The sequence below is a fragment of the Pseudomonas sp. REP124 genome, from assembly GCF_020164475.1.
In the GTDB taxonomy this organism is placed as follows: domain Bacteria; phylum Pseudomonadota; class Gammaproteobacteria; order Pseudomonadales; family Pseudomonadaceae; genus Aquipseudomonas.
The window spans coordinates 26,319-40,341 of record NZ_JAIQWX010000047.1 but is presented as its reverse complement, the minus strand read 5'-3'; the positions used below and the strand labels follow the sequence as shown (position 1 = coordinate 40,341).

The 14,023-nt window shown below is 62.3% G+C and carries 13 protein-coding genes; 2 read left to right on the top strand and 11 right to left on the bottom strand.

Going from position 1 to position 14,023, the window contains the following annotated elements; all coding sequences use genetic code 11:
- Window positions 1–749 precede the first annotated feature (749 nt).
- The 8 genes from K9857_RS13900 to cpaB are packed head-to-tail and all read right to left on the bottom strand — an operon-like array spanning window position 750 to window position 8,240.
- Entirely contained in the window at window positions 750–1,025 is a 276-nt protein-coding gene (locus tag K9857_RS13900; protein WP_224536644.1) for a DUF3613 domain-containing protein, read from the bottom strand.
- An 11-nt stretch (window positions 1,026–1,036) separates the two neighbouring features.
- A complete protein-coding gene (locus tag K9857_RS13895; protein ID WP_224536641.1) occupies window positions 1,037–1,750 on the bottom strand; it encodes a tetratricopeptide repeat protein in 714 nt (237 codons plus the stop codon).
- 10 nt (window positions 1,751–1,760) lie between these two features.
- Entirely contained in the window at window positions 1,761–2,639 is an 879-nt protein-coding gene (locus K9857_RS13890) for a type II secretion system F family protein (RefSeq protein ID WP_411961568.1), read from the bottom strand.
- Window positions 2,640–2,647: 8 nt separating this feature from the next.
- Window positions 2,648–3,532, bottom strand: coding sequence for a type II secretion system F family protein (locus tag K9857_RS13885; protein ID WP_224536638.1), 885 nt, complete (start codon window positions 3,530–3,532; stop codon window positions 2,648–2,650).
- 9 nt (window positions 3,533–3,541) lie between these two features.
- The gene (locus K9857_RS13880; protein WP_224536636.1) at window positions 3,542–4,822 is read right to left on the bottom strand and encodes a CpaF family protein; all 1,281 of its coding nucleotides are present in this window, start codon (window positions 4,820–4,822) and stop codon (window positions 3,542–3,544) included.
- Window positions 4,819–6,006: a CpaE family protein gene (locus K9857_RS13875; RefSeq protein ID WP_224536634.1), complete on the bottom strand. Its 1,188-nt coding sequence runs from the start codon at window positions 6,004–6,006 to the stop codon at window positions 4,819–4,821. Before K9857_RS13875 ends, K9857_RS13880 begins: the two co-directional genes overlap by 4 nt.
- Window positions 6,003–7,265: a type II and III secretion system protein family protein gene (locus K9857_RS13870; RefSeq protein WP_224536632.1), complete on the bottom strand. Its 1,263-nt coding sequence runs from the start codon at window positions 7,263–7,265 to the stop codon at window positions 6,003–6,005. Before K9857_RS13870 ends, K9857_RS13875 begins: the two co-directional genes overlap by 4 nt.
- Window positions 7,266–7,286: 21 nt before the next feature.
- Window positions 7,287–8,240 carry a Flp pilus assembly protein CpaB gene (gene cpaB, locus K9857_RS13865; RefSeq protein WP_224536631.1) on the bottom strand — a complete coding sequence of 318 codons (954 nt, stop codon included), beginning with the start codon at window positions 8,238–8,240 and terminating at the stop codon, window positions 7,287–7,289.
- 324 nt (window positions 8,241–8,564) lie between these two features.
- Between cpaB and K9857_RS13860 the strand changes: the two genes are divergently transcribed.
- Together K9857_RS13860 and K9857_RS13855 are read left to right on the top strand one after the other, a co-directional pair.
- Window positions 8,565–8,783: a Flp family type IVb pilin gene (locus tag K9857_RS13860; RefSeq protein WP_224536628.1), complete on the top strand. Its 219-nt coding sequence runs from the start codon at window positions 8,565–8,567 to the stop codon at window positions 8,781–8,783.
- 70 nt (window positions 8,784–8,853) lie between these two features.
- Window positions 8,854–9,267, top strand: a complete 414-nt coding sequence (locus tag K9857_RS13855) for a response regulator (RefSeq protein WP_224536625.1) — start codon at window positions 8,854–8,856, stop codon at window positions 9,265–9,267.
- Window positions 9,268–9,448: 181 nt separating this feature from the next.
- Here K9857_RS13855 and K9857_RS13850 read toward each other — a convergent pair whose 3' ends face one another.
- The 3 genes from K9857_RS13850 to K9857_RS13840 all read right to left on the bottom strand — a co-directional run bounded on the left by K9857_RS13850 (window position 9,449) and on the right by K9857_RS13840 (window position 14,022).
- The gene (locus K9857_RS13850; protein ID WP_224536607.1) at window positions 9,449–11,116 is read right to left on the bottom strand and encodes a ShlB/FhaC/HecB family hemolysin secretion/activation protein; all 1,668 of its coding nucleotides are present in this window, start codon (window positions 11,114–11,116) and stop codon (window positions 9,449–9,451) included.
- Between the two features lie 138 nt (window positions 11,117–11,254).
- Window positions 11,255–12,811, bottom strand: a complete 1,557-nt coding sequence (locus K9857_RS13845; RefSeq protein ID WP_224536606.1) for a collagen-like triple helix repeat-containing protein — start codon at window positions 12,809–12,811, stop codon at window positions 11,255–11,257.
- 356 nt (window positions 12,812–13,167) lie between these two features.
- Window positions 13,168–14,022, bottom strand: a complete 855-nt coding sequence (locus tag K9857_RS13840) for a MaoC family dehydratase (protein ID WP_224536604.1) — start codon at window positions 14,020–14,022, stop codon at window positions 13,168–13,170.
- Window position 14,023: the final 1 nt, after the last annotated feature.

The following is a 14,023-nucleotide window of genomic DNA, read 5'->3' as shown; positions in this document are numbered from 1 at the left end:
CCTCTCGATGTGTGCGGCTTCGCCGCACGGCGCTGCGCGCCTGCCCCCCGGATAAACGCCTCCACTCAGCCTGCCGATGGGGCGGGTGGATCAAAATCAACAGCCAAAGCAAAAGCAGCCGAGGCGAGCTGACACTCGACCTGAAGGTTGGTTATCCGCATTCCCCTAAGCGAACACGTACCTGTAGGAGCGAGGCTTGCCCGCGAAGGCGGCCTGGTAGCCGACCTCAATCTTGCGGATCTACACCGACCCAATGTGGGAGCGGGCTTGCTCGCGAAGAGGGCCTCGCAGCCAACCCGATTTTTGCGGATGTACCCATACCCATTGTGGGAGCGAGCCTGCTCGCGATGAGCACCCAGCCACCGCGGGCATTCAGACAGCCAGCGTCAACGTCCACCACCATCGCGAGCATGCTCGCTCCTACAGTGGTGCGGAGGCGCCCACAGATTTTGCGTCCACCACAAAATCTGTGGGAGCTGGCTTGCCAGCGATGACGGCCTCATACACGACCTGATTTCACGGATGTACACCGACCCACTGTGGGAGCGGGCTTGCCCGCGAAGGCGGCCTCACAGACAACCCGACTTTGCGAATGTACCCAGACCAAAATTGTGGGAGCGAGCCTACTCGCGATGGCGGATGCCCAATCCCGTGTAAGTGCTGCCGAAGACTGTGATCTTTTGATCTTGAAAGATCGCAGCCTCGTTTCACTCGACAGCTCCTACACAGTCCCTGCAGGAAGCACGCGGTTATTCCCCCGACCCACTATCCACTTTCCCCCCTTCATACTGATCAAAGAACTCCGGAATCTCGTGCTGGTAGCTCTTCAACCAACGCTGCATCGCCAGTTCGCGTTCTGTCGCGGTGGCGCTCTGGAGTTTGGGGGAGGCGGCGGTGTTGTTGCGTTGCAGTTGCAGCCAGCCCTCGGTTTCCTGCTGTTGGGGCGAGGAGGGGCCGGAGTCGATGGCGTGGCTGAACACAGGAAAGGCCAGCAGGGTGAGGCAGCAGAGGGTGGTGGGTTTCATCGGTTTGCTCCCTACGGAAGTGCCGGGGTGGCGACGGCGGCAACTTGTGCGGCGGCGGTCGGAGAAACTTTCGCCGGGGATTTGAGTTTTTCCGCGCGGGCCTGGGCTTCGGTGACCTGGGTTGGGCTCAGGCCGGCGCGGCTGACCAGTTCGGCGGCACGGCTCCAGTCGTCCTGGTAGATCAGCAAGGTGACCATGTTCAGCGCGGCCAGCGTGTCGCTCTGCTTGAGCTCCATGGCGGTGAGGAATTCGAAGCGGGCATCTTCCAGGCGCAGTTGGTTGAGGTACACCACGCCCAGGTCGTTGCGGATTTTTTCGTCGGTGGGCGTCAGGCGAGCAGCGCGCTGCAAATGTGCTTGAGCCTGACCGTTGTCGCCGCGAGCGGCGGCGAGCTGGCCCAGGCCGTGTTCGGCTTCGGCGGCCATGCAGCCGCCGAGCAGGCTGCGGTACAAGGGTTCGGCTTCGCTGCGGCCCAGCAGACGATACACCTTGGCCTTGCGCAGACGGACGTCGGCCATGTTGCCCGGCAGGTTTTCCAGATTGGCCAGGCTCGCGTGCAGCTTGCCGTCCTTGGCCATGTCGTCGGCGAGGTTCATCGCCAGTTGCTGTTCGGAGCTCAATTTGCCGCAGCTGGCCGAATCGGTCAGGGCGCTCCAGGGTGTCTGGCCGGTGCTCGCGCAGCCGCCCAGCATCAGCAGACTCAAACCGGCTATCAATGCTTTCATCACATTCCCTCTAGGAAGCAAAGGCTCGCGTCAGGGCAGTGAAGCCCGGGCCGGCCAGTACGATCAACAGCGCCGGGAAGAGAAACAACATCATCACGACGGACATTTTCGCGGACATTTTGGAGATGTATTCCTGCAGGCGCGTCATGCGCCGGTCATCGAGCAGTTGCTTGAGCGACAGCAGCGATTTCATGGCGCCGCCGCCCTGATGCAGCAACTGCTGAAGGATCACGCAGGTGTCGGTGAATTCATCCACCGCCATCAGGCGGCTGGCCTTGTGCAGCTCTTCGCCCAGCTCCAGGCCGGAATCGACCCGCGCCAGCACCAGGCGCAATTCATGGGTCAGGATCGGCAGCAGTTGTTTGCCGTCGTTGCTCAACACGCGCAGGGATTGCTCCACGGCCATGCCCGATTCGAACAGGATGCGCAGCAGCGGAATGAAGGTGGAAACCTCGATCGCCAGTTGCTTCTGCCGATTGTGTGCGGCGGCCGCCAGCAGGCGCTTGGGCAGCAGATAACCGATGCCGACCGCGAAGGTCGGAGCGATCCAGTGATTGCTCGCTTGAGGAAAAAACAGCGCCTGGATCAACAGGCTCATGAACAGCGCTGCGAGCGGAACGCCGACCTGCAGAGCGGCGAAATAGGTGCGTTTGCGCGCGGTGCGCCAGCCCAGGCAGTTGAGCAGGGTCTGGGTTTCGTTATCCAGGCTGGCCGTGCGCTGACCGAGCCGGCTGGCGCCCAATGCATGCAGCCACTGACTGAAACGCGGTTCGCTCGGCGCTTTGCCGTCCAGGCGCTGCACCACCTGACGCGCCCGACGCCGCAATTCCAATACCACGCTGACCAGCAACAGGGACGCGGTCAGAAACAGCAGCGAGCTGAGCAGCATCGATGGGTTCATAGGCTTCGCAACATCCGCCACAGCGCCAGACAGCCGAACACCTGCAAGCCGATGGCGCTGACCAGCATCATCTGCCCCGAGCCATCGTTCCACATGCTCATCAGGTATTTGGGATTGGTGATCAGAAAGTAACCAGCGACCGATACCGGCAGCAGCGCCAGCACCACCGCCGTGACCCGGGTTTCGCCGGTCATGGCGCGCAACTGGCGAGAGGCCTGCTCGCGTTCGCGGATCATCCTCATCAGGTTTTCCAGCAGCTCACTGGCATTGCCGCCGTAGCGATGATTGACCTTCAAGCCCAGGGCAAACAGACGCAGTTCGTCCTTGTCGTACAGCTCGGCAAAGTCCGTCGCGGCATCCGGCAGGCTGACGCCCAACTGCACGCTGCGCTGTACCCGGCCCATGGCATCCCGGAGCGGATCTTCAGAGGCATTGATGGCGCCGAGCACCGCATCGGCCAGGGTGCGACCGGACTTCAGGCTGCGCACGGTGTGATCGAGTAGCGGCGGCAGTTGCTCGACCATGCGCCTGAGCCTGCGCTGATAACGCCATTGCACATACATCCGCACCAGCAGCGGCGGCAGTACAGCGAGCAGGAGCAACCCAAGCCAGCCGCCGAGCATCAAACCGAGCAGCGCACCCAACCCCCAAAGCGTGAGCCACAACCCCAGGCGCTCCGTGGGGCGGCCCAAACCCGCCCGCAGAAAGGCGCGCTCCAGACCGGCCCACGAGGTTTTCTGCGTCACCGGTTCCGGTTGCCCGCGGGTCAGGCGTTCCAGTGCACGCTCGGTGCCGGGCTGGCGCAGGCCGCGCTGGAACAGGCGCACCGAAAGTCCGAGCAAGGCCAGGCAAACCAGGATCAGCAGCAAGGGTTTGAGCATGCCGTGACCTCAGTACGTCGAGGGGGAAAAGTGCGAGTCGCGGCGCAACTTGTCGCCCGCCGGATTCACCGCTTCGCGCAGGAAACCGAAACCGCTGCGCCGGTCCAGACGGAACAGGGTATTGGTGACATACACGTCCTCGCGCACGCCAATCACCTCCACCACTTCGCTGACGCAACGGCGGCCATCGGGCATGCGCGTCAGTTGGATCACTACATCCAGCGCCGCGCAGATCATCTGACGCAGGGTGCGTTCGGCGATGCTGCGCCCGGTCAGGCCGACCAGGGTTTCCAGGCGCAATAGCGCATCCTGAGCATTGTTGGCGTGCACGGTGCTCATGGAACCGTCGTGGCCGGTGTTCATCGCGGTCATCACATCGACCACTTCGACGCCGCGGATCTCGCCGAGGATGATCCGGTCCGGACGCATCCGCAGCGCGTTGCGAATCAGGTCGCTGGCCTTGACCTCGCCATGGCCCTCGGCATTCGGCGGCCGCGTTTCCAGGCGCACGACATGAGGGTGACCGAGCTGCAATTCGGCGACGTCTTCGATAGTGACGAGGCGTTCGTGAGGGTTGATCAACTGGCTGAGGATGTTCAGCAGAGTGGTCTTGCCGGTGCCGGTGCCGCCGCTGATCAGGATGTTGCAGCGCTTGCCCACGGCGTCCTGAAGGAATTCATAGATCGCCTGATCGATGGTCTGCATGGCCATCAGGTCGGTACTTTTGAGCATGTCCTGGCGGAACTTTCGAATCGACAGACATGGGCCATCCAGGGCAATCGGCGGAATGATCGCGTTGACCCGGCTACCGTCGGGCAGACGCGCATCGACCATGGGCGAGGACTCGTCGAGCCGGCGCCCCAGCGGCGCGAGAATGCGCTGGATCACCCGTTCGACGTGATGGGCATCGATAAAACGCAGATCGCTCTGATGCAGCAAACCGTCGCGCTCGATGAACACCCGGTGCGGGCCGTTGACCAGAATCTCGGTCACCGCCGGGTCGCGCAGCAGAACCTCCAGCGGCCCGAAACCGGTGAGTTCGTCGACGATCTCTTCAGCCAGCCGCTCCATCTCATAGCGGGAAATCGCCAGGTGCAGACGGGCGATGTACTCGGCGACCTTGTCGATGACGAACTGCGACAGCACCTGCCGCGAGCCCTCCAGCAGGTTTTTGCCGGACTCTTCGATGGCGTCAATGATGTAGCGGTGCAGCACCAACTTCAGGCCTTCATGGTCGGTGTTGCCGGCGACCCCGCGCTGGGGACCGCCGAAGAGTTTTTCAGCGCTCATTGGGTACCTCGCAAGCGACTGAACCAGGACTTGGGTTTGGCCAGGCTTTCGGAACGTTTGGCCAGGCGTTCGCCGAGGGTTTTAAGGCTCTGGGTGAGCACTTCCCGGGGTGCCAGTTCGAACAGGGTGACGCCCTGGTTCTTGGCGTTCAGGCGCACCTCGGGGCTGTAGGCGAGAGTGGCGATGATTTCCATGCCGAAGCTTTTGCCCAGGGCGTCGGAGTCCGGCGCGACGCTGCGCAGATAGCGATCGACCAGCAGCTTGGCGTGATCGAGTTTCATGCCTTTTTCCCGCCAAAGATTGAGCACCGCGAGATTGCGGCGGCAATCGATCACGTTCTGGTCGGTGTACCACAGCAGCTTGTCGCAATGACTGACGAAGGTGCGCAGGGCTTCGCTGTCCGGTTGCCCGGTGAGGTTCACCACGATGTGCTGGAAGTGCTGGCGCAGGGCGCTGAGCAACATGTACAGCTCGGCGGCGCTGGTGTGCTCCAGCGGCTCATCATTGTTGGCGTAGGCGAGGATGCGCAGGCCGACTTCGCAGCGGGTGAAGGCGCTGTCGATCAGCGTTGCGTCGAGGCGGCGCACGTGGCGCAACGCATCGCCGAAATAGAACGAACTCTCAAGGCCCAGCAATGCCAGGCTGTCGCCCCGGGGCAGACCCAGATCCAGCAGCAGGGTTTGCTGGCCGCTCTTCTGCACCACCTGCGCCATGTGGTTGGCGAGCAACGCGCCATCGGCATTGCTCTGCACCCCGTACAGCACTGTCAGGCCACCCAACTGGGTGTTCGGCGCCACCGGCGGCAGGCGTTTGCCCAATCGGCGAACCAGCCCGGCGACCTCACTGGAACGCGAGCCGTAGGCAACGAAATCCCGAGCACCGGCACGCATCGCATTGAGCACCAACTGGTTGTCCATGCCGTCGCCCAACGCGACGATGGCCAGCATCGGTTTGGCTTCCAGCGCACCTTCGATGAGCGCGCACTGGGCCACCAGATGCTCGCGATCAAGACCGACGAACACCAGGCTGGCGAAGGTCACGTCCACCAGCGCCAGCAGTTCGTCGAGGCTGTCGCCCGGGACGCTGACCACCTGGCCCATCGGCGCGAGGGCGCCCTGCAACCATTCAAGATCGGTGTTGCTACGCGTGATCGCGAGGAAGGTCTGGCTCAGGTTCTGGCTCATTGCGATAGCCCGCTGCGTTTATCGAAATCACCGTTTTCGAGGAAGTACAGGCGATACCAGTTAGGGTCGTAGTTGCGCAGGTTTTCACCCGGTAACGAAGGCAGCTTCGCGTTGACCGCCAGCGGTTGGACCAGATGCGGAGTGACGATCATCAGCAGCTCGCGCTCTTCGCGGTTGATCGAGGAACTGCGGAAAAACGCGCCGAGAATCGGAATATCGCCAAGGCCCGGAAATTTGTTCACCTGCGAGGTGTTTTGCGTGCTGATCAAACCGCTGATGACGAAGCTTTCGCCATCGGCCAGGGAGATGCTGGTGTCGGTGCGGCGAATGGTGAAGGCCGGCACGGTGGTGCCGCCGATGGTCACGGCGTTGTTGTAATCCAGCTCGCTGACCTCGGGCGCGACTTTGATCGCGATATGGTCGTTGCTGACCACCGTTGGCGTCAGCGTCAGGCGGATACCGAATTCCTTGTATTCGATGGAATAGCTGTTGCTGTTGGCGCTGGGGATCGGGATCGGGATTTCACCGCCGGCCAGGAAGCTGGCGCTCTGTCCGCTCAGGGCCACCAGGCTTGGCCGCGCCAGGGTGTAGGCGAAGCCGCTGCCTTCCATGGCATTGATGATCGCCAGGAAATTACCGCCGCCGGCGACGATGTTGTACATGTCGTTGGCCAGCGGAATGCTCGGCACGGCGATGCGCGGATCGAGATCGCGCAGCGGCAGCACCCGTGGCGTCACGCCGGTGTTGGGCACGGTGCCGGGCGAGCCGAACAAGAAGTTGGAGGTCTTGCCGTAGATTGAGGTGCTGGCTTCCTTGAGTTTGGTGCGGCTGACTTCGACGAAGCGGATGTCGGTCTGCACCTGCGAGGGCAGTGCCGGTTCATCGGAGGGCAGGCGGGTGGCGGTGGTCATGGCGGCGGTGGCGCGACCTTTCACAAACACCATGCTCTGGCGCGGGGTGCTGGCGCAGGGTGTCCAGACCATCAAGCTGGTGGCGCCAGCGGCCATGCCGGTGAGCAAGAAGGCGTCGTTGCCGTTGACCCGCACATCCGCGATTTTCGGGTCGCCCACGGCGATGCGGGTTATCGCGACCGGCGACTGGACTTCCTGCTGCATTCCTTCGCCAACTTCCATCGTGGCCGGCATCGGGCCCAGCGCGGAACAATTGCCGCTTGCGGCCAGGGCTGCCGTCACGGGCACGCCGCTGATCAAGGTGGCCCAGATCAAACCGTTGAACAACGGCACAAAACGTCTGCGCATCAAAGGGCATCCTTGCTCGATTCAGGGGGTCTTTTGCGTGGTTTCATTGCCGCGAATGACTTCCACGGCCGCTTTGCGCGCGGGTGTGGAGGCGCCGATGGCCATGACATTCTTCGGCGGCGGGGTCATGGCCAGCTCGTTGAACTGAATCAGTTCGCGGTCGGCATTGGCCAGGTTGGCCGCCGAATCGCTTTCACCGGCCCAGTACCGGGCCAGGCGGTTTTCCTCGGCGCTGCGCACGGCCAGGCGCAAAACTCCGGCCTGCGCAGCGAGCATCAGGCGACTGATCAGTGGTTCGGGCACGGCCAGCAGCACGGTGCGAGCGCTGGCGCGCTGTTGTTCCTGACGCAGTTTGTCGTCGTTGCCATGGGCAGGGTTGGCGGGTTGGCCGTCGTTGGTCAGACCCATCTGCTCGCCCACTCCGAGTACGCGCAGGGCCGGGATCACCAGTTGGGACGAGGCCTGCGGGTTGGTGGTGTCCATGCGCAGAAACAGCAGCACATCAACATAGTCTCCCGGCGCGAGTTGCCCGCCGGCGTTGACTACTTCGTCCACGGCTACGGCCAGCGCGCGTTCGTCAGGGCGAATCATTCGCGCCAGGCTGCCGCCGGCGTCGAAGCTTTCGTCGTTGAGCCAGCTGCCGGCCTTGAGGGCGCGCCACGGGGTGCGGCCGATGGCTTGATCGAGGCTGGTCAGGCTGCCGGCGGGGACGGTGCGCAGTTTTTCCAGGGCGACGTCGTCGGCGGTGATTTGTGCGAAGGGGGCCACGTCGCGTTGCAAGACCACCACCGGTTTGCGGGTGGTGTCTTCTGTCTGTTGCGCGGGTGACTGAAGCGGGGAGGTTGGTGGAGTGTCGCTCAATTGCGCAACGAGCGCGGGTGCCGGTTGTTGGGTCAACGTCAGGCCCCAATACCCTGCAAATACAGCGCCCACCAGTGACAGTCCGGCAAGGCCCAGAATGATACGGCTGTTCATGACGGCTCTCCCTTTCCTGCTGCGCAAAGACCCCGTTTCATCCGACGAGACAACTTCGCAATCAGGCAGCTATGAACATGGAACTATTTCGCTATTGGACGGTAGCGCAGCTAGAGCGAAATGCCATTACGAAGCTGAAAAAATTCAATAAAAGTAAATGATTACGACGAAATGTCGGTTTTTCTGGCGTCAACGAAGCGACTAATACTTTGTGATTAGTCCGTTGTTACAGTTGTTGGGTTGGAAAATGCCGACAATGCTGATGCTGGCATAGGGAAATCATGTTGCGCTCATGCAACACCCGGGTGCGCCAGGAGATCGGTCATGTCTTTTTCGAAGCTGGTTAGCAAGGTCAAGTCGGAACTCGTTTTGTCTTTCTGCAGGAGATTGGCGAGGGATACCGAGGGCGCGTCAGGTATCGAGTATGCGATTGTGGCGGCGATGGTGGCGGTGGTCATTGCGGGGCTCAGTTCGGGTATTGCGGGCGACATCGGGACGGTATTCGGAAAAATTTCGGGTGCACTCGTTCCTAAGTCGTCCTGATGCGACGGTCATTTGCCATAGCTGAAGGCGGGTCCTAATGTCAGTGCTTACTTTACTACCGGTGTCGCGCATGAGTGCTCCTGCCTCTTCCCGCCAACAACTTCTTCTGGTCGATGACGAAGAAGACGCTTTGCTCGAGTTGGCGGAGTTGCTGGAGGGCGAAGGCTTCGATGTCTTTACCGCAACGTCCGTGAAACTGGCTCTGCACCATCTCACCCGTCATCCGGACATTGCGCTGGTCATCACCGACCTGCGCATGCCGGAGGAGAGTGGCATGTCGCTGATCAAGCGCTTGCGCGAGCACACCTCGCGCCAGCATCTGCCGGTGATCGTGATGTCGGGGCATGCGGATATGGAGGATGTCAGTGACATGTTGCGGTTGCATGTGCTGGATTTGTTTCGCAAGCCGATTTATCACGTGCGGTTGTTGGAGACGTTGAACAATCTGTTTCCGTTGCCGGACGTGCGCGCCAGCGGCTCTTGAGCTTTTTTGCGGGAGTGAGCCTGGGCAATGCATTTATCCAGTTTTCCCGCGTCATCGTTGACCTCCATCGCGAGCAAGCTCGCTCCTACAGTGGTCCTGCGTCGTCCTCAATTTTGTGTCCAACACAGGCCCTGTAGGAGCGAGGCTTGCCCGCGAAGGCGTCCTGCCGGCCAACCCCTCCCTACAACTGATAACTGAAACTGATGCTATACCGCGCCCGCCGATTGAACGTATCCAGCGCCTTCTCCGACATCGGCTTGGCCGCTTCCAATGCGATGTTGTAGTACTTGGCATCGCCAAATCTCAAACCCACCGCCGCCGATGACATGTCGTTGCCCTGGACCGGCAATTTGTTGAACCAGGTCTTGGCGCGGTCCAGCACCACATAAGGTTGCAGCACCCGAACCCAACTGCCCTCGCGATTGAAGCTGTAGTTCACCTCATACGCCGCACCCCAGCCCTTGTCGCCGGAAGTCTGGTCGTCGGGGTAGCCGCGGCCGAAGTTCTGGCCGCCGAAGACGGCGCGTTCGCTGTCGGGCAGGCTGTCGTCGCTCCAGTAGAAGGCGGCGGAGAGGACGCCTTGCCAGTTGTCGAAGAACTTGTCGCTCTGCACTCCCGACAGACGCAACCGGAAGAAATCCAGGTCGATGGCGCTGTTGTCGGTATTGGCACCCATGCCGTCGATACCCTGATACAACCCGCCGCTGAGGATGCGCAGTTGGCGAGCGTCGGCCTTGCGCCAGTCGCTTTCGAACGCCAGGGCGCGGATGTCGGTGCGTTGTTCGACGCTCAAGGGGAAGCCCACCACCTTGTAGCGGGTCTTGTCGTCCACGGCGTACAGGCGCGCGCCGGCGCTCAGGATTTCGTTGGGCGAGGCGATCAGCGGGTGAGTGAAGCCGATGGAATAACGATCGTTCTCCCGATGGGGTTCCAGTTCGAGGCCGTTGTCCAGACGCACATTGCTGCCCAGATCGGCGCGGTAGCGCGAAGCGGACAGGGCCAGTTGCGTGCCCTCTGCATTGAGGAACTGGTTGTAGTCCAGGCGGTAGTAATGCTCTTTATCGTCACCCGGCGGAAACAGGCCGCTGAGGGTCAGCTGTTCGCCCATCGCCGTCTGGGAGTTACTGCTCACACCCAGCAGGGCCTGAGTGCCGTTGCGGTTGTCTTCGGTGGTGCTCAGGGTACTGGTGAAGGGTTTGCGGCTGGCCTGAGCGATCAGGGTTGACGCGCCGTCGGTGGTGCCCGGTGGCGGCACCTGGGCTTGCAAGGTCACGCCGGGGATGCGGCTCATGAGCGTGGTGTAGCGCTCGAACGTCTTGCGGGTCAGCGGGCGTTCGGCCTGCAGTTTGGCCACCAGTTCATCCAGCAGGCCTTTGACCCGGCCGACGTCGCCCTGCAACTGGTAATCCTTGATATAGCCCTCCACCAACACCACGCGCGCGGTGCCGTTGTCGAAATTCTGCTGGGGCAGGAAGGCGTAGGACAGCAAGTAGCCATCCTGTTGATAACGACGGGTGATGCTGCGGGTCGCTTCAATCAGGTCGGCGAGGCTGCTTTCACGGCCGAGCAAAGGTTGATAAAGCGCCGCCAGTTCCTCCAGCGGGTAGATCGTGCCGCCCTGGATCTGCACGTTCTTGAGCTGCACTTTGGTGTCCATCATCAACGGTTCCTGACGCGCGCCGGGCTCGGGGACCTGCGGCGGCGTGGCAGTCGGGCGGTAGGCGTCGGCGGGCAGATTCGGCACCGGCAGGTTACGGATGGTTTCGTTGCTGTTGAGGAAGCTGGGCAGGGTGTCGGCGAGGAGGGTGGAGCAGAGGGGAAACAACAACAAAAAAGCCGTGGCGCGCATAGGACACTCCCTGTTCGATCGCTGTAGCACCTGGATCTTCGTGACCCAAAGAAAAGGCGGAAGACTGAGCAACATCTTCCGCCCTCAACCAAGTGTAGGCGCTGTAGGTAAGGCCGCCTGCCGACGGCCAGGTGCAAGCTAGCGTCTGTTGCCGCCCAGGGCGCCGGTGAGTCCGCCGATGACACCGCCCAGCCCGCCGGGTGTGCCGGTCGCGCCAGTGCCTGCAGTGCCGGCATTGACCAGGCCGCCAGCGGCAGCGACGGTGCCCCCCACGGTGGTCACGGTATTACCAAGGGCCGTGACCACCGGGTTGGCATTGCTGCCCGCTATCGCAGTGCCGAGATTGGCGACTGCACCACCCGCCTGGTTGGTGAGACCCGCGACAGGAGCGCCGAGTCCGGTGCTGGCGCCGACGTTTTGAGTCAGCCCCGATACCGCCGTGGTGACCGGGTTGATCGCCGCACCGACGTTCGTCCCAAGCGTACCCAGCGCTGCAGTCGGGGCGGTGTTGGCCACGCCGCTGCCACCCAGTGCACCGCCGACGCTGGCGACCAGATTACCGCCGGCTACACCGGTAATGCCTGCCGCGCTCACCGTTCCATTGCTGTTGCCGATGTTCAGACCATTGCCGACGTTGACCACCGCGCCGCCGACGGTTTCAAGCAGGCCGCCTGCGCCCGGTGTGCTGCCGCCCGAGCCTGTGCCATTGGATACCAGGCCACCGGCTTTGCCGACCGTGGTGCCGACGTTACTCACCGCACCGCCCACGGTATTGGTCAGCGCATTGCCGTTGCCGGCATCGGTGACTTTGGTGCCCACGCCATTGACGGTATCGCCGACCTGTTTCACCACACCCTTGAGCGGATCGCCCAACCCGGTGGCGCTGCCGACTTTGTCGGTGGTGCTCTCGACCATGGCGATCACCGGCACCAGTTTGCTGCCTACTTCCTGGGTGACGTTGCCCAGAGGGCCAGTGGTTGTGGCGGTGCTCAGGGTGTCGCCGAGCATGGTGACGCGTTCGCCGACGCCATCGAGCACCGGAGCGACCCGGGTCACTACGCCGCCAACGACTGGAACGCTGCTGGTGGCCGTGGCCAGTTTGCCGCTGACATCGGAAACGCCGTTGCCAAGATCCTGTACCACTCCGCCTACTGCCGATGCCGTGACGCCGAGGCCATTGGGATCGGTGCCGAGTTTGCCTACGCCATTGGCTACGCCATCGCCCAGGGTGCTGACCACATTGCCGGTGGTATTGGCCACGCTTTGCACGACGCCGCCTGCCACCGGTACGGAACTCAATGAATCGCCGATCTGCCCGACGCCTGAGCCCACGCCGCTGACGGTGTTGCCGACGTCCTGCACCAGGGTGGTGGTGACCAGTGGCGTTGCGCCCGGGTTGGTCGGATTTGTGGGATCGGTCGGATTGGTTGGGTTCGTCGGATCGGTAGGGTTTGTCGGGTTGGTTGGATCAGTCGGATTGGTGGTGCCACCGCCGCCGGTGCCAGCGGTGCCGTCAGAACCGCCTGCGCCACCGCTACCGCCACCCGCTCCACCGGTGCCCGCCGTGCCGCCATCCGAGGAGGAGCTGTCCGGGCTGCTGTGATGACCGCCACCGCCGCTGCTGCAGCCGGTGAGTCCGAGGGAAAGCGCGAGCGCCAATGCGATTGCCGATTTGTGCCACACCTGATTGTTCATGGTTGAGAGTCCCTGCACCTGTAGCAACGTCGTTGTCATCGAGGGCTGACCGATTCTGTTGCCGGCCATTCCTTCGTCCGTTGTTTACATGACAGTCGCAAGGGCGGTGGCGCGCCATTATTGAATTGGTATTAATGCGAGGCGGTGATGAGGAAAAATTGCCGTGAAATCAATGAGTCAGGAAGGCGCCGCGGAGAATGGATACTTAAGTGATATACACAATTCAATCGTCCCCGCCCCCTGTAGGAGCGAGCACGCTCGCGATGAACGCCGGAACACCGCTGGGTGTCAGGCGCCCAGCGTTATCGTTGACGACCATCGCGAGCGTGCTCGCTCCTACAGTGGATTGGGGACAGTCAGGCCAATGGCTGCCAATTGCCTACCATGTGCTCAAGATCACCACTGCCGATCAACTGCAACTCCCCACTCGACCCCGCCGCACTGGCCAGCAGCGCCACCTCACTGGGCAGCCGCACCGGCTTCTTGAACTGCACCGCGATCTCGTAATCCGCCGTCGGCAAATGCTCTTCCAGCGCCGCGAGTGTGCGGGCCTTGTTCCACAGTCCGTGGGCGATGGCTGAGGGGAAACCGAACAACTTCGCGCTGGCCGCACTCAGGTGAATCGGGTTGTAGTCGCCGGAGACTTTGGCGTAGCGCCGGCCGATATCCGCGGGGGCTTTCCATTGGGCGATCTGGGTGAGGGGCAAAGTTGAGGCGAATACCTCTTCCACCGGTTCACCCTCGAGCTTCACCCCGCGACAGAGCATCGTGCTCTGCGCCTCCCACAGCGTCCCGAGCTGATCTTCCAAAGTCGTCAGCAAATCGAAAGTCGCGCCCTTGGCATGGGGTTGCAGGTTCTGCACGCGCACACTGACTTGCGCCCGATGCAGACCGCCCATGGGGCGCAACACGCGGATTCGGTTGCTCAAGTGGATCAGCCCGAGCAGGGGAAACGGAAACTCGTGGCTGGTGAGCAGCTGCATTTGCAAGGCGAAAGCGAGGATGTGTGGATAAGTCGGCGGCAGCAGGCTGCTGTCGGCGAAACCGCAGACCTTGCGATAGGCCTCCAGGCGTTGGGGATCGATATCCACCCAGCAGCGCAAACCGGTGTCGGGCAGGGTGGTGCCAGTAATTTTTCGCCGCGTCGCAGCCTTCGCATAAAGCGCCGGCAGGCCGGGTTCGCGATCGAGTTGGTGCCAGTCAGTGGTCATG